Source organism: Shewanella sp. VK101, assembly GCF_056497865.1.
Window position 1 is genome coordinate 3,396,549 of the sequence record NZ_CM151402.1, and the last position, 25,102, is coordinate 3,421,650.

28 protein-coding genes are annotated in these 25,102 nt (G+C 52.4%); 14 read left to right on the forward strand and 14 right to left on the reverse strand.

Features of this window, described 5'->3' with window-relative positions; translation table 11 throughout:
* Nucleotides 1-50: 50 nt before the first annotated feature.
* Together ACSHSR_RS15090 and ACSHSR_RS15095 are read left to right on the forward strand one after the other, a co-directional pair.
* Nucleotides 51-1,142: an efflux RND transporter periplasmic adaptor subunit gene (locus ACSHSR_RS15090; protein ID WP_144164797.1), complete on the forward strand. Its 1,092-nt coding sequence runs from the start codon at nucleotides 51-53 to the stop codon at nucleotides 1,140-1,142.
* Entirely contained in the window at nucleotides 1,142-4,261 is a 3,120-nt protein-coding gene (locus ACSHSR_RS15095; RefSeq protein WP_208142615.1) for a multidrug efflux RND transporter permease subunit, read from the forward strand. Before ACSHSR_RS15090 ends, ACSHSR_RS15095 begins: the two co-directional genes overlap by 1 nt.
* 83 nt (nucleotides 4,262-4,344) lie before the next feature.
* On the opposite strand, the gene ACSHSR_RS15100 is transcribed toward ACSHSR_RS15095, so the two are convergent.
* Entirely contained in the window at nucleotides 4,345-4,698 is a 354-nt protein-coding gene (locus tag ACSHSR_RS15100) for a DUF1428 domain-containing protein (protein ID WP_025887599.1), read from the reverse strand.
* Between the two features lie 209 nt (nucleotides 4,699-4,907).
* Complete coding sequence (locus ACSHSR_RS15105) at nucleotides 4,908-5,333, reverse strand: OsmC family protein (protein ID WP_107352705.1); 426 nt, start codon at nucleotides 5,331-5,333, stop codon at nucleotides 4,908-4,910.
* Between the two features lie 300 nt (nucleotides 5,334-5,633).
* Between ACSHSR_RS15105 and ACSHSR_RS15110 the strand changes: the two genes are divergently transcribed.
* On the forward strand, nucleotides 5,634-6,386 hold the full coding sequence (locus ACSHSR_RS15110; protein ID WP_037436415.1) for a substrate-binding periplasmic protein: 753 nt from the start codon (nucleotides 5,634-5,636) through the stop codon (nucleotides 6,384-6,386).
* 60 nt (nucleotides 6,387-6,446) lie between these two features.
* Nucleotides 6,447-6,869 carry a thioesterase family protein gene (locus ACSHSR_RS15115; RefSeq protein ID WP_208128382.1) on the forward strand — a complete coding sequence of 141 codons (423 nt, stop codon included), beginning with the start codon at nucleotides 6,447-6,449 and terminating at the stop codon, nucleotides 6,867-6,869.
* Between the two features lie 28 nt (nucleotides 6,870-6,897).
* Here ACSHSR_RS15115 and ACSHSR_RS15120 read toward each other — a convergent pair whose 3' ends face one another.
* Nucleotides 6,898-8,391: a putative bifunctional diguanylate cyclase/phosphodiesterase gene (locus ACSHSR_RS15120; RefSeq protein ID WP_479630885.1), complete on the reverse strand. Its 1,494-nt coding sequence runs from the start codon at nucleotides 8,389-8,391 to the stop codon at nucleotides 6,898-6,900.
* Between the two features lie 47 nt (nucleotides 8,392-8,438).
* Nucleotides 8,439-9,281, reverse strand: coding sequence for an HDOD domain-containing protein (locus ACSHSR_RS15125; protein WP_025887591.1), 843 nt, complete (start codon nucleotides 9,279-9,281; stop codon nucleotides 8,439-8,441).
* A 332-nt stretch (nucleotides 9,282-9,613) separates the two neighbouring features.
* On the opposite strand from ACSHSR_RS15125, the gene trhP reads away from it, so the two are divergent.
* Nucleotides 9,614-11,014, forward strand: coding sequence for a prephenate-dependent tRNA uridine(34) hydroxylase TrhP (trhP, locus tag ACSHSR_RS15130; RefSeq protein ID WP_071237893.1), 1,401 nt, complete (start codon nucleotides 9,614-9,616; stop codon nucleotides 11,012-11,014).
* Between the two features lie 129 nt (nucleotides 11,015-11,143).
* On the opposite strand, the gene ACSHSR_RS15135 is transcribed toward trhP, so the two are convergent.
* Together ACSHSR_RS15135 and ACSHSR_RS15140 are read right to left on the reverse strand one after the other, a co-directional pair.
* Complete coding sequence (locus ACSHSR_RS15135; RefSeq protein ID WP_025887589.1) at nucleotides 11,144-12,325, reverse strand: MFS transporter; 1,182 nt, start codon at nucleotides 12,323-12,325, stop codon at nucleotides 11,144-11,146.
* 85 nt (nucleotides 12,326-12,410) lie between these two features.
* Entirely contained in the window at nucleotides 12,411-13,079 is a 669-nt protein-coding gene (locus ACSHSR_RS15140) for an SDR family oxidoreductase (protein WP_025887588.1), read from the reverse strand.
* 112 nt (nucleotides 13,080-13,191) lie between these two features.
* On the opposite strand from ACSHSR_RS15140, the gene ACSHSR_RS15145 reads away from it, so the two are divergent.
* From ACSHSR_RS15145 to ACSHSR_RS15155, 3 genes are all read left to right on the forward strand, one after another.
* Nucleotides 13,192-14,130, forward strand: a complete 939-nt coding sequence (locus tag ACSHSR_RS15145) for a LysR family transcriptional regulator (RefSeq protein ID WP_342179531.1) — start codon at nucleotides 13,192-13,194, stop codon at nucleotides 14,128-14,130.
* Nucleotides 14,131-14,329: 199 nt separating this feature from the next.
* A complete protein-coding gene (locus ACSHSR_RS15150) occupies nucleotides 14,330-14,581 on the forward strand; it encodes a YfhL family 4Fe-4S dicluster ferredoxin (RefSeq protein WP_025009446.1) in 252 nt (83 codons plus the stop codon).
* A gap of 7 nt (nucleotides 14,582-14,588) precedes the next feature.
* Nucleotides 14,589-14,789 (forward strand): hypothetical protein, encoded by a 201-nt coding sequence (locus ACSHSR_RS15155; protein ID WP_025009447.1) that lies wholly within the window; start codon nucleotides 14,589-14,591, stop codon nucleotides 14,787-14,789.
* A gap of 62 nt (nucleotides 14,790-14,851) precedes the next feature.
* Here ACSHSR_RS15155 and ACSHSR_RS15160 read toward each other — a convergent pair whose 3' ends face one another.
* The gene (locus ACSHSR_RS15160) at nucleotides 14,852-15,220 is read right to left on the reverse strand and encodes an acyl-CoA thioesterase (protein ID WP_025009448.1); all 369 of its coding nucleotides are present in this window, start codon (nucleotides 15,218-15,220) and stop codon (nucleotides 14,852-14,854) included.
* Nucleotides 15,221-15,392: 172 nt separating this feature from the next.
* Entirely contained in the window at nucleotides 15,393-16,403 is a 1,011-nt protein-coding gene (ltaE, locus tag ACSHSR_RS15165) for a low-specificity L-threonine aldolase (protein ID WP_479630886.1), read from the reverse strand.
* A 362-nt stretch (nucleotides 16,404-16,765) separates the two neighbouring features.
* Here ltaE and ACSHSR_RS15170 point away from each other — a divergent pair, with 362 nt between their 5' ends.
* Complete coding sequence (locus ACSHSR_RS15170) at nucleotides 16,766-17,407, forward strand: trimeric intracellular cation channel family protein (RefSeq protein ID WP_025887582.1); 642 nt, start codon at nucleotides 16,766-16,768, stop codon at nucleotides 17,405-17,407.
* A 58-nt stretch (nucleotides 17,408-17,465) separates the two neighbouring features.
* Here the strand turns inward: ACSHSR_RS15170 and tpx are convergent, their stop codons facing one another.
* The 4 genes from tpx to ACSHSR_RS15190 all read right to left on the reverse strand — a co-directional run bounded on the left by tpx (nucleotide 17,466) and on the right by ACSHSR_RS15190 (nucleotide 20,234).
* Nucleotides 17,466-18,056, reverse strand: coding sequence for a thiol peroxidase (gene tpx, locus ACSHSR_RS15175; RefSeq protein ID WP_028779035.1), 591 nt, complete (start codon nucleotides 18,054-18,056; stop codon nucleotides 17,466-17,468).
* Nucleotides 18,057-18,164: 108 nt separating this feature from the next.
* The gene (locus tag ACSHSR_RS15180) at nucleotides 18,165-18,989 is read right to left on the reverse strand and encodes a mechanosensitive ion channel family protein (protein WP_025009451.1); all 825 of its coding nucleotides are present in this window, start codon (nucleotides 18,987-18,989) and stop codon (nucleotides 18,165-18,167) included.
* Between the two features lie 30 nt (nucleotides 18,990-19,019).
* Complete coding sequence (locus ACSHSR_RS15185) at nucleotides 19,020-19,595, reverse strand: OmpA family protein (protein WP_117200442.1); 576 nt, start codon at nucleotides 19,593-19,595, stop codon at nucleotides 19,020-19,022.
* A 213-nt stretch (nucleotides 19,596-19,808) separates the two neighbouring features.
* Nucleotides 19,809-20,234, reverse strand: a complete 426-nt coding sequence (locus tag ACSHSR_RS15190; RefSeq protein WP_117200441.1) for a PACE efflux transporter — start codon at nucleotides 20,232-20,234, stop codon at nucleotides 19,809-19,811.
* Between the two features lie 85 nt (nucleotides 20,235-20,319).
* Between ACSHSR_RS15190 and ACSHSR_RS15195 the strand changes: the two genes are divergently transcribed.
* Nucleotides 20,320-21,204, forward strand: a complete 885-nt coding sequence (locus ACSHSR_RS15195; protein ID WP_117200440.1) for a LysR family transcriptional regulator — start codon at nucleotides 20,320-20,322, stop codon at nucleotides 21,202-21,204.
* Nucleotides 21,205-21,267: 63 nt separating this feature from the next.
* Here the strand turns inward: ACSHSR_RS15195 and ACSHSR_RS15200 are convergent, their stop codons facing one another.
* Nucleotides 21,268-21,825, reverse strand: a complete 558-nt coding sequence (locus ACSHSR_RS15200) for a DUF4136 domain-containing protein (RefSeq protein ID WP_025009455.1) — start codon at nucleotides 21,823-21,825, stop codon at nucleotides 21,268-21,270.
* A gap of 178 nt (nucleotides 21,826-22,003) precedes the next feature.
* Between ACSHSR_RS15200 and ACSHSR_RS15205 the strand changes: the two genes are divergently transcribed.
* The 4 genes from ACSHSR_RS15205 to ruvX all read left to right on the forward strand — a co-directional run bounded on the left by ACSHSR_RS15205 (nucleotide 22,004) and on the right by ruvX (nucleotide 23,850).
* Nucleotides 22,004-22,318 carry a hypothetical protein gene (locus ACSHSR_RS15205; protein ID WP_025009456.1) on the forward strand — a complete coding sequence of 105 codons (315 nt, stop codon included), beginning with the start codon at nucleotides 22,004-22,006 and terminating at the stop codon, nucleotides 22,316-22,318.
* A gap of 181 nt (nucleotides 22,319-22,499) precedes the next feature.
* Entirely contained in the window at nucleotides 22,500-22,829 is a 330-nt protein-coding gene (gene yciH / locus ACSHSR_RS15210; RefSeq protein ID WP_101059075.1) for a stress response translation initiation inhibitor YciH, read from the forward strand.
* Nucleotides 22,830-22,856: 27 nt separating this feature from the next.
* A complete protein-coding gene (locus ACSHSR_RS15215) occupies nucleotides 22,857-23,417 on the forward strand; it encodes a YqgE/AlgH family protein (RefSeq protein WP_062793315.1) in 561 nt (186 codons plus the stop codon).
* A gap of 13 nt (nucleotides 23,418-23,430) precedes the next feature.
* Entirely contained in the window at nucleotides 23,431-23,850 is a 420-nt protein-coding gene (gene ruvX / locus ACSHSR_RS15220; protein ID WP_025009458.1) for a Holliday junction resolvase RuvX, read from the forward strand.
* Nucleotides 23,851-23,966: 116 nt separating this feature from the next.
* Here ruvX and ACSHSR_RS15225 read toward each other — a convergent pair whose 3' ends face one another.
* Complete coding sequence (locus ACSHSR_RS15225) at nucleotides 23,967-25,097, reverse strand: aminotransferase class V-fold PLP-dependent enzyme (RefSeq protein WP_123115954.1); 1,131 nt, start codon at nucleotides 25,095-25,097, stop codon at nucleotides 23,967-23,969.
* Nucleotides 25,098-25,102 lie beyond the last annotated feature (5 nt).

Here is a 25,102-nt window from a genome sequence, read left to right on the forward strand (position 1 = left end):
AGGCAACCTTCAGATCCTAGCGGATCTCTACCGGCATCAGATGGGACACAATGAAAAAACCTTATATCGGACTCCTGGTTCTTGGCCTTTGTGTGGCCGCCTATCTCCTCTTGACTCCGACGGCAGATAAAGCCGGCAACAAACCTGGCTCAGGCATGGGGATGGGCAAAGCCGCCGTTCCCGTAATTACCGCCACAGTCACAGAGCAATCCCTGGCACAATCCCTGACTCTGATAGGCAAGCTGGAAGCAGAACGCTCGGTCACTATAGCGCCTCAAGTCGCCGGCAAGATAGACGCTATCGCAGTGCGCTCCAACCAGGAGGTGAAGGCGGGGGAACTCTTGCTGGTTTTGGAAGAGTCCAAGGCCAAAGCGGCGGTGATGGAAGCTGAATCTTATCTGGCCGATGAGCGGCGTAAGTTGGGCGAGTATGAAAAACTCATAGGCCGCAACGCCATTACCCAGACAGAAATTGATGCCCAACGCGCCAGCGTCAGTATCGCCGAAGCCAGGCTGGCCTCGGCCAGGGCCGAACTTTCCTACCATCATCTGCGGGCTCCCTTTTCCGGTACAGTGGGCCTGGTGGATTTCAGCAAGGGTAAGCTGGTGAGCCAGGGAACCGAACTCTTGAGTCTCGATGATCTGAGCTTATTGCGGCTCGATCTGCAGGTGCCCGAATCTTATCTGTCGCAACTGAGTGTCGGCATGCAGGTACAAGGCAGCAGCAGTGCCTGGAACGGCCAACTGTTTCAGGGCAAGGTGGTTGCCATAGATCCCAGAGTCAACCCGGATACTCTCAACGTCAGGGCGCGGGTAGAATTCAAAAATAAAAACAAATACTTGAGACCTGGCATGATGTTATCGGCCACCCTGACCTTCCCACCAATTCATCAGGCGGTAGTACCTGTACAGGCGTTGGAGTATTCCGGCACCAAGCGTTATGTCTATCGCATCGATGAAAACAGCATAGCCCACCGCACCGAAGTGCATTTGGGCGCCCGGGTCGACAATCTGGTGCTTATCACAGATGGCGTCAGCCTGGGGGATCGCATTGTGGTTCAGGGGCTGGTGAATATTCGTGATGGCGCCAGCGTCAAGCCCTTGACCGCCGAAGCAGTACAGCAGACCGGGGAGCTTCACTGATGTTGTTATCCGATGCCTCGGTCAAACGGCCGATCAGCGCCATAGTGCTGAGCCTGCTTTTGTGTGTCTTTGGTCTGGTGTCTTTCAGCAAGCTGTCGGTGCGGGAAATGCCGGATGTGGAGAGCCCGGTCGTCACTGTGATGACCACCTATGAAGGGGCCAGCGCCTCTATCATGGAGAGTCAGGTCACCAAAAACCTTGAGGATGAGCTGACAGGCATCAGCGGTATCGATGAAATCACCTCGGTGAGCCGCAACGGCATGTCGCGGATCACTGTGACCTTCAAATTGGGCTGGAACCTCACCGAAGGGGTGAGCGATGTCCGTGATGCCGTGGCCCGGGCGCAGCGCAGGCTGCCGGAAGAAGCCAACGACCCGATAGTCTCCAAAGACAACGGCTCGGGCGAGCCCTCCATCTATGTCAACTTGAGCTCCAGCGAGATGGATCGTACCCAGCTCACTGACTATTCCCGCCGAGTACTGGAAGATAAGTTCAACCTGATCACAGGGGTCAGCTCGGTGGATATCTCAGGAGGCCTCTACAAGGTGATGTATGTGCGCCTCAAGCCTGAGCAGATGGCCGGTCGCAATGTCACTGTGCAGGATATCCTTACAGCCCTGAAGGCGGAGAATATGGAATCCCCCGGTGGTGAGCTGCGTAACGACACCACAGTGATGACAGTGCGCACCGCCCGCCTCTATCTGAGCCCTGAGCAGTTCGACTATCTGCAGGTCAGCAGCGCAAACGGCTCGCCGGTTTATCTCAAGGATGTGGCCGAGGTATTTGTCGGCGCCGAGAATGAGAACTCCACCTTCAAGAGCAACGGCATAGTCAACCTCAGCCTGGGGATAGTACCGCAATCGGATGCCAACCCGCTGGATGTCGCCAAAGATGTCTACAAGCAGGTGGACGCACTGCAAAAGTTTCTGCCGGCCGGTACCCAGCTATATGTGGACTACGACTCGACCGTGTTTATCGATCAGGCCATAGACGAGGTATATTACACCCTCTATATCACGGCGGCGTTGGTACTGCTGGTGCTGTATATTTTCATCGGCCAGCTGCGGGCAACGCTTATTCCTGCTGTGACTGTGCCGGTATCGCTGATCTCGGCCTTTATGGCCGCCTACTTCTTGGGCTTTTCCATCAACCTGCTGACCCTGATGGCACTGATCCTGGCCATAGGCCTGGTGGTGGATGACGCCATTGTGGTGGTAGAGAATATCTTTCACCACATAGAGCGCGGGGAAGACCCGCTGCTGGCCGCCTACAAGGGCACCCGCGAAGTGGGCTTTGCCGTTATTGCCACCACGGCGGTATTGGTGATGGTATTTCTGCCCATCTCCTTTATGGAAGGCATGGTCGGCTTGCTGTTCACCGAGTTTTCCGTGCTGCTGGCGGTGTCTGTACTGTTCTCATCCCTAGTGGCGCTGACACTGACACCTGTGCTCAGCAGCCAGTTGCTCAAGGCCAATGTCAAACCCAACGCCTTCAACCGCGCCTTGAATCGCTTCTTTGCGGCGCTCGAGCTTAAGTATCGCGCCATGGTGGCCATTGCCATACGTCACAAGGTTGCGGCACCCTTGGTTATCCTCGCCTGTATCGGCGGCAGCGCCTTGCTGGTAAACCATATTCCCGCACAGCTGGCACCGCAGGAAGACCGCGGGGTGATCTTCGCCTTTATCAAGGGCGCCGAAGGAACCAGCTACAACCGCATGACAGCCAACATGGACATAGTACAGGACAGACTGATGCCGCTGCTGGGCCAGGGCGTGCTCAAGTCCTTCAGTGTGCAGGCGCCGGCCTTTGGTGGCCGCGCCGGTGATCAGACAGGTTTTGTGATCATGCAGCTCGAGGATTGGGAGGACAGGGATATCAACGCCGATCAGGCGCTGGTGATGATAGCCCAGGTATTGAAAGATATTCCCGATGTGATGGTGCGGCCCATGTTACCCGGCTTCCGTGGCCGCTCCAGTGAGCCGGTGCAGTTTGTTATCGGCGGATCCGACTATAAAGAGCTGTTCAAATGGGCACAGCTGCTGCAACAGGAGGCCAACAGCAGTGGCCTGATGCGCGGCGCCGATCTGGATTATGCCGAAACCACCCCTGAGCTTCTGGTCACGGTTGACAGACAAAGGGCGGCAGAGCTTGGTGTCAGTGTTGCCGATGTTTCGGAAACCCTGGAAGTGATGCTCGGCGGCCGCAAACAAACCACCTATGTGGACAGGGGTGAAGAGTATGATGTCTATGTGCGCGGGGATGAAAAACAGTTCAGCAGCATGAGCGACCTTAGCCAGATCTATATGCGTACCACCAAGGGCGAGCTGGTTACCCTCGACAGCCTGGCGCATATCGAAGAAGTGGCCTCGCCGCAGCGACTGAGCCATACCAACAAACAAAAGTCCATCACCATCAAGGCTAACCTCATGGATGGCGCCACTCTGGGAGAAGCGCTGGATTTCCTCGACGCCAAGGCGATTGAATCCCTGCCCGGTGATATCAGTATCAGCTATACAGGTGAGTCGAAAGACTTCAAGGAAAACCAGAGCAGCATGCTGCTGGTATTCGGTTTGGCCCTCTTGGTGGTTTATCTGGTGCTGGCGGCTCAGTTCGAAAGCTTTATCAACCCACTGGTGGTGATGTTGACCGTCCCCATGGGGGTATTCGGCGGCTTCCTTGGCCTGTGGCTGACACAACAAGGGCTCAACCTCTACAGCCAGATAGGGATGATCATGTTGATAGGCATGGTGACCAAGAACGGTATTCTGATAGTCGAATTTGCCAACCAACTGCGAGACAAGGGGCTGGCCTTCGAACAGGCGGTTATCGATGCCTCGGCGCGGCGTTTGCGGCCTATCCTGATGACCTCCTTCACCGCGATTGTCGGCGCGATTCCGCTGATCTTCTCCACCGGTGCCGGCTCTGAGAGCCGTATTGCCGTGGGAACCGTAGTGTTCTTCGGTATGGCGTTTGCGACCTTTGTCACCCTGTTGGTGATCCCGGCCATGTATCGACTCTTGTCCTATAACACCAAGTCGCCCGGCCATGTCAAAGACAGGCTCAATGCCGCTATCGCCCGGCAGCAGGCGCAGATAAACATAGGCTCAGGTTCAGATTGATTCTGCCTGGCTCAATAGAAAGCCTCAATAAAACACGGGATGCCAAGCGGCATCCCGTGTTTTATTGAGGAGTCAAAGAAAGGCTACTCCTTGAGCAGCATCTCAAAGCCGCCCCAGATCATCCTCTTGCCATCGAACGGCATATCGCCGAGAGTCTCGGGAACAGAAGGATCTGTCATGATAAACTGCATACCTTTATCGCGCGTGGCCTTGTCCGGCCAAACGATCCAGGAAACCACCACAGTCTCGTCGTCCTGGCGCTTTATCGCCATAGGCATGGAAGTAAGCTTACCTTCCGGGACATCATCCCCCCAGCATTCTACCAGCTCCAAAGCCCCCTGAGACTTGAACAGACCCGCCGCCCGGCGTGCATGCTCAAGATACTGCTGTTTCTTGGCGCTGGGAACCGGAGCGACCATCACATCGATATAACTCATTCTCGCCTCCTTTGCTATGTTATCCCTGAACTTGCATCTTCCCTTGCAAGTGTAGGAGGCGAAACGGCATTTTGCCGTCTGATCCAATGGTTATCTGTCAGCCTGTCAGTATTCACAGCAGCAGGCCTGGTTCAGCGCTTTACTTTATTTAGCCCAGGTTTGGCAAGGACTGACAGCGCTCAAGCCAAGAGCATTTGAAGCTTCAGGCATCAGACGCTTTGATGCTCTACTCTGGAGGCGCTCAACAGGTTGTCATGCACGGGACAACGATGGCAGACAGTATCGAGAAACTGCTGCTTTTGTTCTGCAGTCATGTCGGCGTCAATATCGGCATCCAGGGTAATACGGCGAAACCCGACAGGATCCTCGCTGGCTTTCCCCAGCAAACCGTCGGAATTCATCTCGCCACGCACCTTGATGTTCATCCCCCGGAGATCGATTTTCTGCTCTCTGGCTACCATTCTGGCAATGGCAGAAATACAGCCCCCCAGAGAAAACAGGAAGGTCTCAAGCGGATTGGCTCCTTCGTTACCGGCCGTCGGTTGGTCAATGACCAAGGTATGCTCACGCACCTGCGCTGTCACTTTCCAGCCTTTACCCATTTTGGTTTCAAGTTCAATAATCTTTTCTGGCATGGTACACCCCTATCCATTAGAAAAATTTCATTGAGAATAATCTAATGATATATAGAATGCAAACCACCACAATAATAAACGCCAACTGGTTCACAATCTAAAACCCGGGCTTTTCGGCACTCGCTATGAGGGGATGCAATTTAAGCAAAACACACACCCTTTGCGAAAGGTGTGGCCCGGGTATTTGCTGATTTCAGTGGCCTGTGATTCGACTCAGGGCACAGATGGGACTTGCTCGCATCTTCCCTAAGACTCAGGTACTATTTTTAACCTTTCCAAACCAGGCGACTCAATCAAAGGATGAGAATGAGATCTGGAATAATAGCTGTATTAACTTGTTTTATTTACATGTTTTCTTCAACATTGGCTTGGGCCGAAGCAGAGACAAAAGTCTTACTCGCCGCCGAAGACAGCTGGCCACCTTTTGCCGACAGAACCGGGCAAGGCTTATCCCACCAACTGATAACCGCCGCTTTCTCTATTGAGCATATTCAAGTGGAAAGCTTGGTAGTGCCCTATTCCAGAGCCTTGATGATGGCCCGTAAGGGACAGGTGCAAGGGGTGTTCAATGTGACCCGTGAGCGCAGTACCGAGCCGGATTTTCTGTTTGGTGAAGAGCCGCTGTTTGTTGCCAATGCCTCCTTCTACTACAACAGAAATCGGCCACTGAATGCCCAAAACAAATGGCAGCTACCCAAGGGCAGCGTCGTTGGGATAATCAAGGGTTACGAATACGGCGATGAATTTGCCAAACTGAGCCAACAGTTACAGTTGGTACCGGTAGCCAGCCAGGAGCAATTACTCAACCTCTTACTGCTCAACCGCATAGATGCAGCCATTATGTTCGACAAGGTGGCCGAAGGTTTTATCAAACGTATGGGTGTTGAAGAGGAGATCCTACCGGCATTTTCCAATCACCAGAGCCGAATATTTCTGGCATTTTCGCTGCAAAATGCCTCTTCTCCAAAGCTGGCCAAGGCACTGGATGAAGGACTGAGACAGATGAAACAAAGTGGTCAATACCAGCAGATCATCAGTAGCAGCCGCCTCTGAGCTGACCTTTGCCGGCGCGAGTGCTAAACTGCCGGGCGCGACTCAATTACAGGTATTTGCATGCAACTCAGCTTCAGCCCTTGGTTTCATTTTCAATTGCAGATCTACTACGAAGATACGGACTTTTCCGGCGTGGTGTATCACCCCAATTTTCTGAAGTACTTCGAGCGCGCCCGTGAACTGGTTATAGGGGCCAACGAACTGAAACGCCTGTGGCATTCGGATGGAATAGGTTTTGCTGTCTATCGCTCCGAGCTCACCTGTCAGGAAGGGGTCGAGTTTGCCGATATCCTGGATGTCCGTACCCGTTTTGCCTTCGAAAGCAAATACCGCACAGTGTGGGAACAGGAGATCTGGCGCGAAAACGCCGCCAGGGCGGCAGTCAGTGGCCGAGTTGAAATGGTGTGCATGAATAGTCAGCGCCAGCTTTGCCCTATGCCGGCGACACTACTCGAACAGTTGGGGACACAGTTAAGGGCATAGCAGCAAGATTAGACCTATAGCCAATAGTTCAACTCACCGTCTTGGTTTGCATGCTGTGCTTGGCGTACCAGTATTCAAGCTCAGGCGCCGTCTTGGGTTTGGCGACAATATCACCCTGCAGCTGATCGGCCCCCAGGGAGATCAGCATCTGTTTCAGCGCCATAGATTCTACCCCCTCGACAGTGACCTCAAAACCCAGTGACTTGGCCATCTGGATGCTGGCACGCATAATATGCTTGGCATTGCTGTTGCTGAGCAACTCTTCATTGAACGCCTTATCGATTTTGACTTCATCTACCGGCAGATTTTTCAAATAGGCCAGCGACGAGTGCCCGGTACCAAAATCATCTATCGCCAAACGAATGTCCAGTTGCCGCAGCCGCTCCAGGATTTTTATCGCCTGCTCAAGATCGGCCATCAGGCTGCTCTCGGTGATCTCTATCGCCAGTACCTCACCCGGCAACTGATACTCCTGCAGTTGGCGTTCAATCTCCTGCAGCATGCAGCCGTTGTTGAGATCCTGCGCCGAAAGGTTAAGCGCTATCCGCACCTTGAAGCCACCGCTGCGCCACTTGCGCTGCTGCATCATCACCTGCTCCAGTGCCCACTGACTCACCAGGCCTATCATGCCGGAATACTCGGCCAGTGGAATAAACTCGGCCGGAGAAATGGTGCCGAATTTGGGATGTTCCCAACGGATGAGCGCTTCAACCTGGCGACAAAGGCCGCTGCTCACCTCTTCTTTGGCCTGATAAACCAGATACAACTGCCCTGTCTTCAACGCCTTGGGCAGGCTGTTGATGATCTCCAGCTCGCGCATTTGGATACTGTCTTCACCCGTCTGATAACCGGCCAGCAGATCACGGCTATTGCGGGCTTTTTTCAGCGCCAGATCCAGGCGGCGCAACATCAGGCTGAGATCGGTATGATGGGCATGCAAATCCAGATAGCCCATCTGAATGCGGATACTTACAGGCGTACTTTCAATATCAAAAGGCACCTGTAACCTGCCCCGCAGCCGATGCAGATCTTCTTCTGTCTGTTGCTGCTCAAAGTACAGCAGAAACTCATCTTCATTCATCCGCGCCAGTAATCTGGGCACCTGCTGCAATCCCAGCAGGCGGTCTGCCATCTGCTTGAGCAGCTGATCGCCAAAGGCAAAGCCAAACAGGTCATTGACGTAACGGAAACGGTAGATGTCCAGCAGCACCATGGTGCCCTGTTGCAGCGGCATCAAGGCGGTAACGCTGCGCTTGAGCCCTACCCGATTGGCAAGACCTGTGAGTTTATCTTTCCCCACAGGTGGCGGAAGGGCCTGCAGCAGCTTCTCCAGGCTATTGACCAGCTCATAGAAGGCGACCGGCACCCAAGGCAGTTCAAGTGGTGCGCGCGCTTTTATCTGATTGTCGAGTTGTTTGCCGAGCAGCTTGATAAAACGCCGCTCTTTTTGACGCTGGCGGCGCCACAAAAGGAGAATAAACACTGTGATTAACGCGATAGAAAGCAACCATGGGCCTATCATCAAAGCGGTATTCTCCCGTGAACGACAAAGATGGGTTAATTCAATACTTACTCATAGCTTTGCTTGATTGAATGGTACTTGTCCAGAAACTCATCACTGCCTAGCAGTTCGGCACTGACGGGCAAGCCCCTATCGACAAACACTTCCAGACGCTGTTCAAGCTCGGCGCCGGCTCGCAACTCCCCGGCATAGAAGGCCGCCGAGCGAATGAAGTCCAGGTAAGTCACATGATCCGGCAGATAGGGTAAATCAGCCCAGCGCTCGACCACTTCCATCACATCCGGGGCAAAGTCCCAGCTCTTGAGTACCGCCCGCCCTATGGGCCCTTGCATCTTGCGCACCAAGGCTCTTAGTTGATCTATGCTGCCAAAGAGCTCAGGGTGAGCCTCGGCCTCGGTCAGTACCGGCAAGGCACCGATATTATGCACCAGCCCCGCCAGGGTTAAAGTATCATAATTCAGGCCGCTGCCCGGGTGGGTCTTGTTATAGATAAGCAGCATGGCGCCGGCCGCGGCGGTTACATCTATGGAAGTGCGCCACACTTCATCCATGACTTCCCACACCATCTCGTTGGTGGAGATGAACAACTGCTCCATGGCAATAGAGGTGGCGATGGATTTGATCTGCGCCAAGCCTATACGGGTTACGGCGCTGTTGATGTTTTCCGCAGGAATACCCCGGCTGTAGAAAGCACTGTTGGCTACCTTGATCAAACGCGCCGATATGGCGGCATCCTGACCTATGATATCGGCAACTTCCCTCAGGCTTGAGTCGGGACGACTGACCACCTCCTGCACCCGCATGGCCACTTCCGGCAAGGTTGGCAGCACCAGGGTATCGTTCTTGAGTTTCCGCAACAAACCAACCAAGAGTTGATGTTCGGTAGACATGCACTCTCCAATGTAAAAAAACTGTTCAGATACTGTGACTCAGTATATCAGCAACCCCGGCAGCCGTGAGCGTAAAAAAACGCCAAGTGATATCAAGTTGCCGTAGTTGGCTACTGAAATCGACTGCCGGTCACTGTTTAATCGCCACCTTGTCCCAAATGGTACCAGAAGTCGCACCTTCCTTTGATAAGGCAAGGTTTCTTGTTGTTATGCCCGTTGTGATTGACGGCCAATGTTTGGGATATTTGCATACCCCTACTTTAATTAAGTAAAATGCCGCCCCTGCTGCCAAGTCGTGCAACCGCCGGACTGCCGTTAATTGAGAGTAAATTATGTTTAAACCAGAGCTTCTGTCTCCCGCCGGGACCCTGAAAAATATGCGTTATGCCTTTGCCTATGGTGCAGATGCCGTATATGCGGGCCAACCCAGATACAGCTTAAGGGTACGTAACAACGACTTTAAGATGGAAAACCTGGCTACGGGGATTCAGGAAGCCCATGCTCTGGGCAAGAAACTCTATGTGGTCAGCAATATCGCTCCCCACAATGCCAAGCTCAAGACCTATATCAAGGACATGGAGCCTGTGGTCGCCATGCAGCCGGATGCCCTTATCATGTCAGATCCCGGTCTTATCATGATGGTTCGTGAAGCCTTTCCCGAGCAGGTTGTGCACCTGTCGGTACAGGCCAACGCCATCAACTGGGCCTCGGTCAAATTCTGGCAGTCCCAGGGGATCAAGCGCGTAATCCTCTCCCGCGAGCTGTCACTGGATGAAATCGAAGAGATACGCCAGCGTTGTCCGGACATAGAGCTGGAGGTGTTTGTTCACGGCGCACTGTGCATGGCCTATTCCGGCCGTTGCCTGTTGTCCGGCTATATCAATAAACGCGATCCCAACCAAGGCACCTGCACCAACGCCTGCCGCTGGAAGTATGATGCTCACGAGGCCAAGGAAAATGAAACCGGCGACATAGTCGCAGTCAATCCGGTACAGATAGAGCAGCCGACTTTGGGCCAGGGCCCAAGCAGCGATCAGATTTTCCTGCTGCAGGAAGCCAACCGTCCCGGCGAATATATGCCGGCCTTCGAAGACGAGCACGGCACCTACATAATGAATTCCAAAGATCTGCGCGCCATTCAGCACGTAGAGCGCCTGAGCCGTATCGGCGTGGATTCATTGAAGATTGAAGGCCGCACCAAGTCATTCTACTACGTGGCCCGCACGGCGCAGCTTTACCGTCAGGCCATAGATGATGCCGCAGCCGGAAAAGACTTCGACCGTAGCCTGATGAACCGCCTGGAAGGCTTGGCCCACAGAGGTTACACCGAAGGCTTCCTGCGCCGTCATGTTCACGATGAGTACCAGAACTATGAATACGGCCACTCTATCAGTGACAACCAGCAGTTTGTCGGTGAATTTACCGGTCAGCGTAACGCCGAAGGCCTGGCCGAAATCGAAGTGAAGAACAAGTTTTTGCTGGGCGACAGCCTGGAGATGATGACGCCGCAGGGCAACATCAACCTGACATTGGAAAGCCTGCAAAACCGTAAGGGTGAAGCCATTGAGGCCGGTTTAGGTTCGGGCCATACCGTCTATATGCCGGTACCGGCCGATTTGGAACTGGACTCAGCCATCTTGCTGCGTAACTTGCCGGAGGGGACGGACACCCGTAATCCCCACGCCGAAACCAAAGCCGAAACAAAAGCCGAAACCAAAGCCGCAACAAAATAAACCAGGCTTGATTGAAAACAGAGAAAGGCTGCCTTGGCAGCCTTTTTTGTATGCTTTTTGCACACATTCACATTGCCGAATACCACTGTGTTCTATATCGAATAGTCTCCTGCTACGGGGCGAGGCTTATCAGGAGATCTCGGCAGCCGGTATACGGGCATTTTCACGGCGATTGGTCGCTGTGATAAACAGCAGGCCAATCACGGGAACCAGAATGGCAGCGAATGGGATCATATCGGCACCCACTTGGCTATCGAGCACCATGCCGCCGAGAAATCCGCCAAAGGCATTGGCCAAATTAAATGCCGAGATATTGGCGGTCGCCGCAAGCTCCTGACCATCGCCACCGTGATTCATGACCCTTAGCTGCATGGCGGGCACGTTGGCAAAAGAGGCGATACCGAAGATGAAAGTCGTCACGATAAACATCAGTTTGCTCTCAACCGTCAGGCCAACCAGCAGCAGAGAAACTATCATCGCCAAGGTCCAGAACACAGATGCCTTCTGCAGATCCTTGTCAGAGGAGCGCCCACCCAAGGTATTGCCCACAATCAAGCCGACACCCACCACAACCAAGATCCAGGTCACCGCGCTTTCACCAAAACCGGTAACATGCATGGCAATGGGAGCCAGATAGCCGTAGAGGGTCATGAATCCGGACCAGGCAAAGACGGTTATCGCCAGGCTGAGCAGCAGCATGGGATTTTTAAAAGCCGCCAGTTGCGCCCTGACATCTTTGGCCTGACTGCTGCCTGTGGACTGGATCACTGTCAGGATGAAAAACAAGGCAACCAGACCCAATGCGGCAACGGTCAGGAAAGTGGTATGCCAACCAAATTGCAAACCAATCCAGGTTCCTCCTGGGACGCCAAGCACATTGGCCAGAGTCAGGCCGGCGAACATTTGCCCCACGGCTCGGCCAGCCATTTTTTCGGATACCAGATTGGTGGCCACCACGGCCCCTATGCCGTAAAAAGGACCTTGCACCAGGCCGCTGACAATGCGGCTTATCATCAAGACTTGATAGTCAGGGGCAAACGCCGACAACAAGTTGCCGGCAATGAACAACACCATCAAACCGGCCAGAACTTTCTTTTTGTTGAAACGTGCCAGGTAGATGGTGAGTATCGGCCCACCAAATACTATGGCCAGGGCATAAGCACTGATGAGATAGCCCGCCTGCCCTTCGGTAATTGACAATGAGGCGGCCACTTGGGGAAGTATACCGGCGATAACAAACTCGGCTGTGCCTATGGCAAATGCTGCAAGTGTCAAGATCCAGACCTGCAGCGGCATTTTTTGCTTGTTCATAATGAAATTTCCTGAGCTTTGAACGATGTCGGCTTGGCGCAGACACCGCACTATTGTTGTTGGGAATCGCTTTGGTAAAAGACGCTTAGTTGAGCAGCGCCCCGCCGTCGACATCGATAACCACGCCCGTCATATAGGGGTTTTGCAGCAATAACAGGTAGGCCATGGCGATATCAGCAGTCTGGCCAATCCTCCTTACCGGCAAGGCCGCTTCGGCGCGCTGATACATGGTGTTTCTGGCTTCGTCTGACATGCCATGGTGCGCTTGTGTATCAGTTAACCCGGGACTGACGGCATTGACACGAATCGGAGCCAACTCCTTGGCAAGCACTCGGGTTACGGCTTCTAAAGCGGCATTGATTGCCGTTTTCACATAAGTCGCGGCAACCACTTTGCGTGCCAACATTCCGGAAGTCAGAGTGATGGATCCACCGTGTTTGATGTAACGTGCAGCCTGTTTGGCAGCATTTATTGCGCCCCAAAACTTGGTATCGAAGGCGGCTTTGGCCTGAGCCAGCTCAACATCAACCACTCTGCCTGCCGGAGCGAAGGAACCTGCGGTAATGATCAGGTGATCGAAGGCACCTACTGATTCAAAGAAGTGATAAACAGATTGCTCATCGCTGATATCCAGCCCGGTTCTACGACTCGCAACATGAACCTGTGCTCCTTCGGCCTTCAATAGCCCTGCGAGTTCGGCGCCTATACCGGATGTTCCGCCTATAACCACATAAATTTGGTTGTCTGTTTGCATTGTGTCTGTCTCCAATTACTAAGATGGAGCCAGTATATTTATTGGATAAATTTTGATAATTGGTTAGCATTTGAATTGATTATTCAGCTCAACCAAATAATAAGCGGGACAAGTGGACAAATTTGCAGACATGACCTTGTTTGTCAGTATCGTCAAGAATCAGGGCCTGGCCGCCGCCGGTCGGGAATTGGGCCTGTCGCCGGCGACAGTCACCGCCAGATTGCAATCCCTTGAGGAGCGCTATGGTGTCAAGCTGCTGAATCGCAGCACTCGTCATATCTCCCTCACAGATTCCGGCGCCCTCTATCACCAGGCCAGCCTTGAAATAATCAACAGTGTCAAAGAGACGGAAAACCTGTTGCAAACCGGTACCAAAGAAGTACGGGGACCATTGAAAATCTCGGCGCCGCGGGACATAGGCAAACAATATGTGTCGCCGATACTGACGGCCTTTACTGAGCTTTACCCGGATGTCATCCCCTACCTCTATCTGAACGACAATCTCACCAACCTGGCAGAATCCGGATTGGATATAGTGATACGTTATGGTGAACTGGCCGACAGCAATCTGATTTCCCGCAAGCTGGCTTCCAGCAGAAGGGTTTTGTGCGCCTCGCCCGACTATCTGGCCAAAAAAGGGACACCCATTACGCCGCAGGATTTGGTCAGCCATGATTGCCTGGCCATGATCCGCAGTAATGAAGAGCTGAAAACCTGGCATTTTCAGGATGATGAAGGCTACAAGGCCATCACGGTTGTGCCCAAACGCTTCTCGGACGATGGTGAAGTGATCCGCCAGTGGGCGCTGCAAGGTGCCGGCATTGCCCTGAAATCAATTCTCGATGTACAGCAAGACATCAAGCAGCAACGTCTGGTTACTGTGCTGAATGGCTATATGAAAAACTTCAGCGCTTCCTCCTCGGCAACTGGGGCTGATTTGAATGTTATTTACTTGAGTCGACAATACCAACCCAAGCGCATTCGCCTGTTTGTGGATTTTTTGATTGAAAGATTTCGCACCCAAACCCAAGAAAGTTCGCTGTCGAATTGAGACTTCAGGCAGGCAAAGCCTAACACCAATCTTTGCTGTGCCGCCCGGCTCACACTAATAGTGTTGCTCACAGGCACAGGCCCTGTGATAAAATCTGTGCTATGACTTAGTTTGGGCTGCACCTGCTACTGTTTTGTGCGCCAAGCGTTGACCGAAAACCTGCAAGACAGGATAAGTAATTCCGAGGTAATACAAGGCAATGGCCTTAATCATTGATGACAGCTGCATTAACTGCGACATGTGTGAGCCCGAGTGTCCCAACCAAGCCATCACTATGGGTGAAGAGATCTATGAAATAGATCCGACGCGCTGCACCGAATGTGTTGGCCACTACGACAACCCAACCTGTGTTTCTGTCTGCCCTATAGACTGTATCGACAAGGATCCCGAACATCAGGAAACCCAAGACGAATTGCTGGTTAAATACGCTCAACTGACCGGCAAGCTATAAGGATAAAATGATGAAAACATTACTGCTTCTTGCTGCATTACTCAGTCTTGGCGCCTGTGCCGAGCTCAAGGAAACCGGCCGTACCATAGGCCATACCACCAGAGACGTGACCAAGGAGATAGGCCACACCACCCGGGATGTGACCCGTGAAATCGGCCACGCCTCCCGTGATGCCGCCAAATCGGTCAAGGAAGAATTGAAAGACTGAGCGCGCCAGCCAACCGGGCAAAGCTCAGCCTGGTTGGCAAGCGCATTCAAACATCAGAGTTATCAGGCGGCATTGGCCCGCATACCGTGAGGCACGGGCAAGCCGGCTTCATTCACATTGACGAAGACCATCTTGTCAATGCTGACAATAGGCGCCAAATTCAGTTTATTGCGCACTTCGCAGCGAATGGTGATGGAAGTATGCCCCAGGCTGATAAGCTCAAGGCCAAATTCAATCACATCCCCAAGCTTGGCCGGGGTCATAAAGTTGATTTCCGAGATAAGCTTGGTCACATGGCTGACACTCTTCATCTGGCATGCGGCGAAGATGGCCGCTTCCTCATCGATCCAGCTCATCAACTGTCCACCGAACAAGGCTCCCGCCGGGTTGAGATGTTCGTGTTTAACCAAACGCCGACTGTAGTATTTCATGTTTGCGTCCTCGCATTCGCCTGTGATTGGAATTCTCACTTGAACTAAAGCAAATTGGACGCCAAACATTCAATCAATATAATTCAATAAGTTACACCACACTTGTGTTCATAAATGCCATTGCGATGCACCAGGATCACTCCTGCTGCACCGTAATGGACCGTGCTCAAACCTAGCTGAGCACCCGCTTGAAGGCCTGCAGAGTCTTATCGATATCGGCAGCGCTGATATCTTTGTGAGTCACCAGGCGTAGTTGCCGAGCGCCGCTGATACGCACTCCTTCCTGCAACAAGCCTTTGACCAGAGCTTCAATATCCACTTCATCGGCCAAAGTGGCAAACACCATATTGGTTTGTACCTGGCTCATATCCAGTGCCAGCTCATCCAACTGACTCAAACCTTCGGCCAAAGCCTTGGCATTGGCGTGATCTTCCGCCAAACGCGCCACCTGCTCAGTCAAGGCCAACTCAGCTGCAGCTGCCAGGATCCCGGCCTGGCGCATCCCGCCACCCAGCATCTTCCGCCAGCGACGCGCCTTATGAATAAGCCGTTCATCCCCGAGTAATAAAGAGCCAACCGGCGCCGCCAACCCCTTGGAGAGACAGATGGATACCGAGTCGAAATATTGGGTTATATCGGCTATCTCCAGTCCTTGCGCCACGGCGGCATTGGCCACCCGGGCACCATCGAGATGGATTTTCAAACCGTGATTGAAGGCCAGCTGCTGCGCCCTGGCCAGATATTCCTGCGGCAATATCTTTCCACCTATGGTGTTTTCCAGGCTTAATAGACGAGTGCGGGCAAAGTGAAAATCATCGGGTTTGATGGCAGCACGAATATTTTCGAGCGCTATGCTACCGTCGGCCTGATTATTCAGTGGTTGAGGCTGAATACTGCCTAACACGGCCGCGCCACCGCCTTCAAACTTGTAATTGTGGGCTTGTTGGCCACACAGGTATTCATCGCCCCGCTCGCAGTGGGACATGAGTGCCAACAGGTTGGCCTGAGTGCCCGAGCTGGTAAACAAGGCACTGTCAAAGCCGAACATCTCGGCGGCCATGGCTTCCAGGCGGTTAACCGTCGGGTCATCTCCGTAGACGTCATCGCCTACCTGCGCGGCCGCCATGGCCTGGCGCATCGCGGCAGTAGGTTGGGTCACGGTATCGCTTCTGAAATCTATCATCTCTCCCCCATATCACATCCAGTTGCCCCGCATTAAGATACATGGGGCCAAAACACTCTAGCGCCGCTCGGCTTGACTGTACAGCACCAGGAGAGCAAAGCTAAATAACTGGACTTTTTACCAAATTGACACCCCCAAACAGCCCAAACAAAACGAGAGAAAGACAAGTGTACACATTAATCAGTAATCCTCATACCAGATAAAAAATAAAACCATTTAAAATCATAAAAATACACAAACAATGAACAACAAACAATAATCAACCATAAATAAAACTAATCCAAAAATTTAAATAAAATCACTGTTAAACTGCGGTATTTTCCGGCAGGATTCTGATCCTTTGTTATTTTGATGCGAATATTATGCAAGAAGCTCAGTTTATCGCCATACTTTGGCTGATTGGTGTACTGGCCGAAGCAATGACCGGCGCATTGGCGGCGGGTAAAAAACAGATGGATCTCTTTGGCGTGGTAATTGTGGGGTGCGCTACCGCCATAGGCGGCGGCACGCTCAGAGACATGCTATTGGGTAACTACCCGCTGATCTGGGTAGAAAACTGGCATTATCTGGTGGCTATCGGCTTTGCTTCACTGTTGACTGTGATAATTGCCCCTGTAATGCGTTACCTGTCAAAGCTGTTTCTGGCAATCGATGCCCTTGGCCTGGCTGTGTTTTCCATTGTCGGAGCCCAAAAGACCCTGCTGCTGGGTTTCAGTCCCGTAGTGGCTGTGGTAATGGGGGTGGTTACCGGGGTTTTCGGCGGTATTATTCGCGACATTCTCTGTAATCAGATGCCGCTGATCTTTCGCAAGGAGCTGTACGCAGTGATCTCCATCATCACTGCAGGGCTCTATGTATTTTTGTCGCAGTGGCAACTGGCCGAATGGATCAATCTTAGCCTGTGTCTCACTCTGGGTTTCAGTTTGCGGATGCTGGCCATCAAGTATCACTGGGCCATGCCAACCTTCGACTACCAAACCGGCTCAGATCCACATCTGGACTAAGTGAGCAGGTAGCCCTCTAAAACTGAAAACGCCGGCACACAAGCAGGCGTTTTCACATTCAGCCCTTGCTGATTTCGCTCAAGGCCTTGAGCGCCGCGTCGTAATCAGGATGGTGAGACACATCTGCCACCAGCTCACGGTACTTGAGCTGGCCATTGGCATCTATAATAAATATCGCTCTGGCCAGCAAGCCTCGGTTAGGGATCAACAAACCATATTTATTACCAAAATCACGCCAGACTGAGTCTGATAATACCTTGATTTTATCGACATTCTCCACCTTGCAGAAACGTTTCTGGGCAAAGGGTAAGTCCTCACTGACGGTCAACATGATCACTGAATCATCAAACTTGCTGAACTCCTTATTGAATCTCTTGGTCTGCAGGGCACAGACGCCGGTATCCAGACTGGGAACCGCGCTGATAAGTACAGTCTTACCCTTGAAGTCACTTAAAGTCACTGGGGCAAACTTGTCATCCACCACCTTAAACCCTGGTGCAAGCTGGTTAAGCTCGGGCAACCTACCCATCAAGGTGACACTCTGGCCGCCCATTTTGACTTCGGCTGCCACTTTCCCTTCTGTCGCCATAGCCGAGGCGCTCGCCAAGGCCAATACACACACGGCGCTCCACTTTGTCAGTTTCAACATAGTTTTCTCCATCAATTCTGGTTCAAATTCATCCTGGCTAATATAACCCATTGTCAGAATACAGGTAAAAAAAGACCGGCATCTGCCGGTCTTTGTCCAAAGCTGAACTTACTTGGAAGGCAGCTCTTTGACATGCAGATCCATCTGAGGATATGGAATGCCAATGCCGTTTTCGTCCAGAGACTGTTTAATCTGCTCCATCAGTTCGAAGTAGACCCCCCAGTAATCAGCGGACTTCACCCAAGGGCGAACCACATAGTTAACCGAAGAGTCAGCCAGTGTGTGCAGACCCACAGTATAGCCAGGCTCTTTCAGCACTTTCTCGTGGTTATCGAGAATGCTTGTCAGTATTTGCTTGGTATGACGGATATCGGCATCGTAAGAAACCCCAATCACCAGATCGATACGGCGCTTGTCCATAGCAGAATAGTTGGTGATGCTACCATTCATGATAGTGGAGTTGGGCACTATGATGACCTTGTTGTCCGGCGTTTTCAGACGGGTAGAGAAGATGGTGATTTCATCTACAGTACCGGCAACACCTGCGGCTTCAACATAGTCACCCACACGACAAGGGCGGAACAGTACCATCAAGACACCGGCGGCAAAGTTGGACAGTGAGCCCTGCAGCGCCAAGCCCACAGCCAAACCAGCGGCACCGAGAACTGCAACCAGAGAGGCAGTCTGAATGCCTAGCTGCCCCAAGGTAGCGATAACGGTAAATACAAACACCACGGCCCAAGCCATGTTGGCGACGAAGGAAACCACTGTCTGATCTATCTTGCGCTTGCCCAACATTTTAGCCGTGACTTTCTTGGCCACATTGGACAGATACTTACCGACAAAGAAAATGACAATGGCAAGCAGTATCTTGATGCCATAGGCCGCGATTAACTCGGGCGCTTGTTTGAACAGCCCTTCGAGATTTTCCATTGAAATACTCCCTTAAAAACCTTATTTAACTTACTTTTTTAAATCGACCACAAACTCAACCCTACGGTTAAGGCTGCGACCCGAGACACTGGTATTATCGGCGGCAGGCTGCTTACTGCCATATCCGCGGGTACTGAATTGCGCCCCCGGAAAACCATAATCTTCAATCAGTACCATTTTGGCACTTTCGGCCCTGGCTTCAGACAAAGGTTGATTTATGGCATCTGAACCGCTGATGTCGGCATGTCCTTCAATGCACAAGTTTACCTTATATTGATGAAGAAAAGCTTTCATTCTGGCAAGTTGCGGCCACTGAGCCAGGGGGATCTGCGCCGAACCCAAGTCAAAATACAGCCTTACTGGGTTGGCTGTACCGCATTTTGGGGGATAGACACCACCTGACGTTGTCGGTAAACAGATATCTGTCAGGGAGACGGCCTTGTCCAAGACACAACCATTGGCGCTCACAGCTACCTGTGCCGGGGTATCGGGACAGGCATCTTTAGCGTCAGGGACACCATCACCGTCTGAATCTTCCCAGGCAAGTACAGCGCTGCTCAGCAACAGCAGAGGAATAAACCCCGCCAAGCCCAAATAACGGTTCACTCAGGCCTCCCTAACTATCAATCCTTCATCTGTATAGATGAGTTCCAGGCAGAACACAATCCGCCGCCGGTTCACTTGGCTTTAGTGCGCCAAGTCACAGGTCACCGGCTAACGCATTGTATAATCGTCTGTAATTTTAGCCAAGATAAACCAGTATCTGCGGTAAAGAGTCGCTACTACAGCAGAAACCTCCTACATATAGTTGCCTTTTTATTAAACACCTTGCTGATATGGGCCGACATACTTGAGCCGTAAACTGTCATAGAACCAGTTAAACAAAGGGTTGTAGCAAAAGAAGAACACCAGAATACCGGCCTCGATAAAGAAAGCGTTGAGCAAGCTGGTTTCCAGCGCCCAAGCAATAGCGGGAACCGTCACCAGAATGAGTCCGCCTTCAAACCCCAGGGTATGCAATAACCTGAGCCCAATACCACGGGCATCACGGTTATTGCCATAAAGCCGGTCAAACCCCAGGTTGTACAAGTAGTTCCACACAATGGCACACAAACTTAAGAAAACACTCACGCCTGCCATGGTGCCCACTGCGCTGCCTGTGGCCCAGGAGGCAACCGGGATTAATAGAATAAGGGCTATGGCTTCGAATAGCAGCGCCTGAAAAATACGTTCTTGAATAGTCATGCTTATTTCCATTCTGATTAACAGGCCGCGGATTATCATCTATCATCAAGATACCTAAAAGTTAGATACCATCACCAATAGTGATATGTTAACCACAGAACAATTAGAAGCTTTTGTCGCCAGTGTCGAGACGGGCTCCTTTTCAGCCGCCGCCAGACAACTGGGTAAAGTGCAATCCGGTATTAGCCAGCAGATAATGAATCTGGAGCTGGATACCGGGCTACAACTCTTTGACCGCAGCGGTCGTTATCCCCAACTGACCGCGGCTGGGCATCACCTGTTGCCCTACGCCAAAGCCGTGTTGGCTCAGCACCGCAGATTGGCTCAACAGGTATCCGGTTTAGGCAGTGACACATCAATGGAAGTGATTCTGGCGGTTGATGAAGGGATCCCCTACAACCGCCTCGGCGATCTGCTCAGACAACTGGAACAGGAGTTTCCGCAAATTTGCCTGAGTTTGCTGTGCGCCTCGAGCAAAGATGTGATTGCTCTGGTCAAGGAAGGCAAAGCCACTTTGGGCCTGCTGTTCAGTGAACCGGTTTACCCCGAAACTCTGGACTTTGAAACCATAGGCACTGTGACTTTTGAGTTACTGGTCAGCCCCAAACACCCCTTGGCCGAGATACGTGCCATGCATACGGATATTCTCAAACTGCACAGACAACTGGTCATAGGCAGCAAATACTCGAGTAATTTCTGGTTCGATCAGGTGCACTCGCCGGATGTTTGGTTTGCCGACAACTATTACGTCCTGTTGGAGCTGGCCAAACAAGGGTTTGGTTGGGCACTGCTGCCAAAGCCTTTGGCTCAGGAAGCAATGAGTAAGGGGGAATTACAGGCCGTAAAGCTGGATTTTGAAGTAGGTGGCTGGCAAGCCAATGTGGATGTACTCCAGTCATCGGCCAGTCAGGTCTCCAGAGTCAATGTCAGAATGCGGCAACTACTGCGTGAACTGCTTAAAAAACAATAAAGCGGCTTTATGCCGCTTTATTCCAATGTTGAATTCCCACATTGTGCCCGTGTGGATCAGAGGTTATTTTTCCACCTTGGGCGGGAAGTTGCTCATTACACTGGCTACCGCCTCGTTAACCTTGGCAATTCGCTTTTGCGGAGTATCGCTATCGCGAATAGTGTCAGCCACTGAGCCACGCCAGATGAGCTTGCCGGACTTGGCGTCGACCAGATCCACAATCAAGGTACCGACTTCATATTCGCGTACTGTGGTTTGGGTCTGCATATTGCCGCCCCAGCCCCAGCCCGGCCCCCAATATGGGTTGTAACCATAGTTGGTGTTGAAAGTGTCGACATTGATTTTCTTGTCTACCTTGGTCAGATAATTAACCAGGATATCGGCGTTTTCCTTGGTAGCAATCTGCAGGCCCTTTTGTGCCAACTGCCGATCCAAGGCATCACGTACTCGCTGATCCATCAAACCATCCAGATGATAGCTGGTGTCTTCGGATTGCTTTTCCACCCAGGCATAACTCTTGTACTGGCTGAAGTTCACACCCGGGTCATAATCCCAGCCAGTATTCAGTGTACTGCAAGCACTTAGCATCAGTGCCATTGCGGCTGTTATCAGATACTTCATCGAAATTTCCTCGTTTACCCAGGCCAGGAAACGGCCATAAAAACCCATGAAATCAGCTTACATTTCAATCTTCTGCTCTACAACCGAATTTAACAAAATTTAGTTTACCGATTCAGCTTGACTTCAGTATAGCACCAAATGATAATGATTATCATGTAGATTAAATGGTGAATGACTCATGCTTTGGTATCTCGCATTCTTTATTATTGCCAGTGGCGTTTTGCTGACTCGAAATTCTCTGCTGCAACAGGCGCAGGAACTGGCCGGAATAGGCAGCATCAATCAAGCCAGGCGTTTGCTTATCCTGCCGCTGCTCATTCTCGGTTGGCTCGGTGCCAGATTGGTCGAGCAACAGATTTCACCTTTTGATCTGGCCGCTTTCGGCTTCGTCCTGACGACACTGACACTACTGGTGCCCAAGCTAAGAATACTGATGCTGCCCTGCGCCTTTTTATCTGTGGTGGCAGTGCTTGGCGGAATACTGCTTTCCTGACATCTTCTTGTGATTGCCGGCGTCCAAGCCGGTGGCTGATATTGTTCCCTGCACAATTTCAGTTTTTTACCAGCCACCTTAATGGTGGCTTTTTTTTGATTTCAGCGGCTTGGAGCAAGCCATTGGGCGCTTAGGTTAAATCTGCTAGACTGCGCCCATAAGCCATAGATCAGCATCAACAATGAAAACAGATCCCAATGTCAGTTTGGTATACAGTACCGACAAAGGCCGTATTAGCCAGCCCAAGGAACAAGCCACAGTCCCGACATCCGATGGTATAGTCCGGATCCACAAGGACAGCAAAGGCCGCAAAGGCAAAGGTGTTTCAGTAATCAAGGGGCTGGGACTGGACGCCAAGGCGCTGAAAGAACTGGCACAAAAACTCAAGAAGCAATGCGGTTGCGGCGGCACGGTAAAAGCGTTCGACATCGAGATCCAGACCGACAATCGTGAGCAAATCCAGGGCCTGCTGGAGAAGCTGGGCTACAAGGTGAAGCTGGCCGGCGGCTGACAGGCAACAAGTACCAGGAGCAGTATGATGGACAGTTTGCAAAATCATTTTCTTATCGCCATGCCTTCGCTCGATGATACTTTCTTCGAGCGTTCGCTCATCTATGTGTGCGAGCACGACAGCAAGGGTGCCATGGGACTCATGGTCAATCGTCCCATAGGCATTGAGGTTGATGAGTTACTGCTGCAGATGGAGCTGGCAGAAGAGGTATCTCTCAAGCCTTCAATAGACAACAGCGTACTGGTAGGCGGTCCGGTGAACCCGGAGCGGGGCTTTGTACTGCACAGCAGTCAACCCTATTGGGCCAACAGCACTGCCATCAATGACGAGATTATGCTGACCAGCTCACGGGATATTCTCACCTCTCTTGGCACCTCAAAGGCGCCGGAGCATTTTCTGGTGGCGCTGGGATACGCTGGTTGGAGCCGCCACCAGCTGGAGCAGGAACTGGCGGAAAACAGCTGGCTGACCATTCCCGCCACACCCGAGATACTGTTCAATACTCCCCATGAGCATCGCTGGCTCAAGGCCACCCAATCACTGGGATTCGATATCTGGCAAATGTCCAGCCAGATGGGACACGCTTGATTACAGAGGCAAAATGACTGCAAAAACCGTACTGGGCTTCGATTTCGGCACTAAGAGCATAGGCATAGCCATAGGTCAGCAGTTGACCGGCAGTGCCAGCCCACTGACATCCATCAAGGCAGTGGATGGTATTCCCGATTGGCAGCAGATAGCGGCTTTAATCGAAGAGTGGCAACCGGATCTCGTGGTGGTGGGACTGCCACTCAATATGGATGGCACAGAGCAGGAGATGACCCAGAGAGCCCGTAAGTTTGCCAACCGTATTGCCGGGCGTTTCGGTGTCAAGGTGGCCACCCAGGATGAACGCCTGACCACGGCCGATGCCAAGGCCAGATTATTTGAACTCGGTGGCTTCAAGGCGCTGACCAAGGGCCAGATCGATGCCGTCTCTGCTGTGCTGATCATCGAAAGCTATTTCGAGAACCAGTACTGAAACTTCAGCGGCTTAAAGACTCCCGGGGAGTTCAAGCCGCAGCTGGTCCAATCTTATTTCGGCTTCCTCAGGAATGAGTCCCATCTGGATCGGCCCTAGACCCTGCCCCCAAGCGATCAGGGCCTTTTGCCAGCCAACTGTCTGAGCCCCTGCAGCAAAACCTCCATATCCTCACCATCGGTATAGATATGCGGCGAAAAGCGAAAGCCAAATCTTGGGCGCAAGTCTGTCTTGATCCCCAATCTGTTGAACACTTGCTGCGCCGCCTGCCTATCGGCGAAATCGAGTACCACAGTGCCACTGCGCTCGCCGCTGATATTGGGCGTTACCACCTTGAGTTCATGACTCAGGGCACAATCCAGGATCCCCTGCCCCAGGCGCTGATTGTGTTGATAAATTTGACTATCGCCGAAAGCGCGCAGCTGCTGCAGTGACGCCGCTGCCAGCATGTAAGGCAATACGGAAGGCGTGCCCCCCCAAAACCTTTTTGCTCCCTTGGCATAGCGAAAATCATGGATATCGAACTCAAACGGCGCCTCATGGGAGAACCATCCCAGATCCACAGGCTCCAGCGTCTGGGCCAACCTATCGCTGAGCCATAAAAAGGCCGCCCCCGGGCCAGCACAACACCATTTAACGCAGGAACCCAAGACAGCATCAGCCTGCCACTGCCCCAAATCTATCGGTATGACTCCGAGAGACTGGGCAATGTCCACCACAGTCATTACTCCTAAGCTTCGGGCCAGAGCGCAAATTTCACTCACAGACTGCAACTGACCGGTTTCGGAAATGGCATGGGTGATAAAGGCCAGCGCCACATCCTCTCCCAAGGCCTGTTGCCACTGACTCAAAGACACCAGCCCGGCTTGCGGCTCAAGCAGCTGCAGGCGGTAGCCCTTCTTCTCGGCCTGTTGCAGTACAAACCCCATGGAGGGGAAATCCAGTTCAGTGGCCAAGATCCGCTGACCGGGCTTGGCATTCGGCAGGGCGCCGACCAGCTTGGATAAAGCCGAAGAGAGATTCAGCTGCGGGCAAAAGCCACTGGTGGGAACTCGGGTCAAAGCCGCAAGTTGCTGCAAAAACTGCTCAACCCCCTCGAGCCACACAGGCCAGGCGTCACCGCCTTGATGCTTCCAGGCGCCGAGAAACTCGCTGGCCGCAGCTTCGCAGCCCTTTGGCATGGCGCCCACTGAGTGGGACAAAAAATAGTGCCCTTCGGGCAGATGAAAACGCGATTTCAACGACATTCCAG

Coding starts and splice junctions, on each gene's coding strand:
- ACSHSR_RS15180 (WP_025009451.1), bottom strand. CDS start 18,989: ATGGAAAATCTCGAAGGGCTGTTCAAACAAGCGCCCGAGTTAATCGCG.
- ACSHSR_RS15225 (WP_123115954.1), bottom strand. CDS start 25,097: ATGTCGTTGAAATCGCGTTTTCATCTGCCCGAAGGGCACTATTTTTTG.
- yciH (WP_101059075.1), top strand. CDS start 22,500: ATGAAAACAGATCCCAATGTCAGTTTGGTATACAGTACCGACAAAGGC.
- ACSHSR_RS15095 (WP_208142615.1), top strand. CDS start 1,142: ATGTTGTTATCCGATGCCTCGGTCAAACGGCCGATCAGCGCCATAGTG.
- ACSHSR_RS15215 (WP_062793315.1), top strand. CDS start 22,857: ATGGACAGTTTGCAAAATCATTTTCTTATCGCCATGCCTTCGCTCGAT.
- ruvX (WP_025009458.1), top strand. CDS start 23,431: ATGACTGCAAAAACCGTACTGGGCTTCGATTTCGGCACTAAGAGCATA.
- ACSHSR_RS15150 (WP_025009446.1), top strand. CDS start 14,330: ATGGCCTTAATCATTGATGACAGCTGCATTAACTGCGACATGTGTGAG.
- ACSHSR_RS15115 (WP_208128382.1), top strand. CDS start 6,447: ATGCAACTCAGCTTCAGCCCTTGGTTTCATTTTCAATTGCAGATCTAC.
- ACSHSR_RS15205 (WP_025009456.1), top strand. CDS start 22,004: ATGCTTTGGTATCTCGCATTCTTTATTATTGCCAGTGGCGTTTTGCTG.
- ACSHSR_RS15135 (WP_025887589.1), bottom strand. CDS start 12,325: ATGAACAAGCAAAAAATGCCGCTGCAGGTCTGGATCTTGACACTTGCA.
- ACSHSR_RS15120 (WP_479630885.1), bottom strand. CDS start 8,391: ATGATAGGCCCATGGTTGCTTTCTATCGCGTTAATCACAGTGTTTATT.
- ACSHSR_RS15110 (WP_037436415.1), top strand. CDS start 5,634: ATGAGAATGAGATCTGGAATAATAGCTGTATTAACTTGTTTTATTTAC.
- ACSHSR_RS15140 (WP_025887588.1), bottom strand. CDS start 13,079: ATGCAAACAGACAACCAAATTTATGTGGTTATAGGCGGAACATCCGGT.
- ACSHSR_RS15155 (WP_025009447.1), top strand. CDS start 14,589: ATGATGAAAACATTACTGCTTCTTGCTGCATTACTCAGTCTTGGCGCC.
- ACSHSR_RS15160 (WP_025009448.1), bottom strand. CDS start 15,220: ATGAAATACTACAGTCGGCGTTTGGTTAAACACGAACATCTCAACCCG.
- ACSHSR_RS15100 (WP_025887599.1), bottom strand. CDS start 4,698: ATGAGTTATATCGATGTGATGGTCGCTCCGGTTCCCAGCGCCAAGAAA.
- trhP (WP_071237893.1), top strand. CDS start 9,614: ATGTTTAAACCAGAGCTTCTGTCTCCCGCCGGGACCCTGAAAAATATG.
- ACSHSR_RS15195 (WP_117200440.1), top strand. CDS start 20,320: ATGTTAACCACAGAACAATTAGAAGCTTTTGTCGCCAGTGTCGAGACG.
- tpx (WP_028779035.1), bottom strand. CDS start 18,056: ATGTTGAAACTGACAAAGTGGAGCGCCGTGTGTGTATTGGCCTTGGCG.
- ACSHSR_RS15170 (WP_025887582.1), top strand. CDS start 16,766: ATGCAAGAAGCTCAGTTTATCGCCATACTTTGGCTGATTGGTGTACTG.
- ACSHSR_RS15090 (WP_144164797.1), top strand. CDS start 51: ATGAAAAAACCTTATATCGGACTCCTGGTTCTTGGCCTTTGTGTGGCC.
- ACSHSR_RS15190 (WP_117200441.1), bottom strand. CDS start 20,234: ATGACTATTCAAGAACGTATTTTTCAGGCGCTGCTATTCGAAGCCATA.
- ACSHSR_RS15125 (WP_025887591.1), bottom strand. CDS start 9,281: ATGTCTACCGAACATCAACTCTTGGTTGGTTTGTTGCGGAAACTCAAG.
- ACSHSR_RS15200 (WP_025009455.1), bottom strand. CDS start 21,825: ATGAAGTATCTGATAACAGCCGCAATGGCACTGATGCTAAGTGCTTGC.
- ltaE (WP_479630886.1), bottom strand. CDS start 16,403: ATGATAGATTTCAGAAGCGATACCGTGACCCAACCTACTGCCGCGATG.
- ACSHSR_RS15105 (WP_107352705.1), bottom strand. CDS start 5,333: ATGCCAGAAAAGATTATTGAACTTGAAACCAAAATGGGTAAAGGCTGG.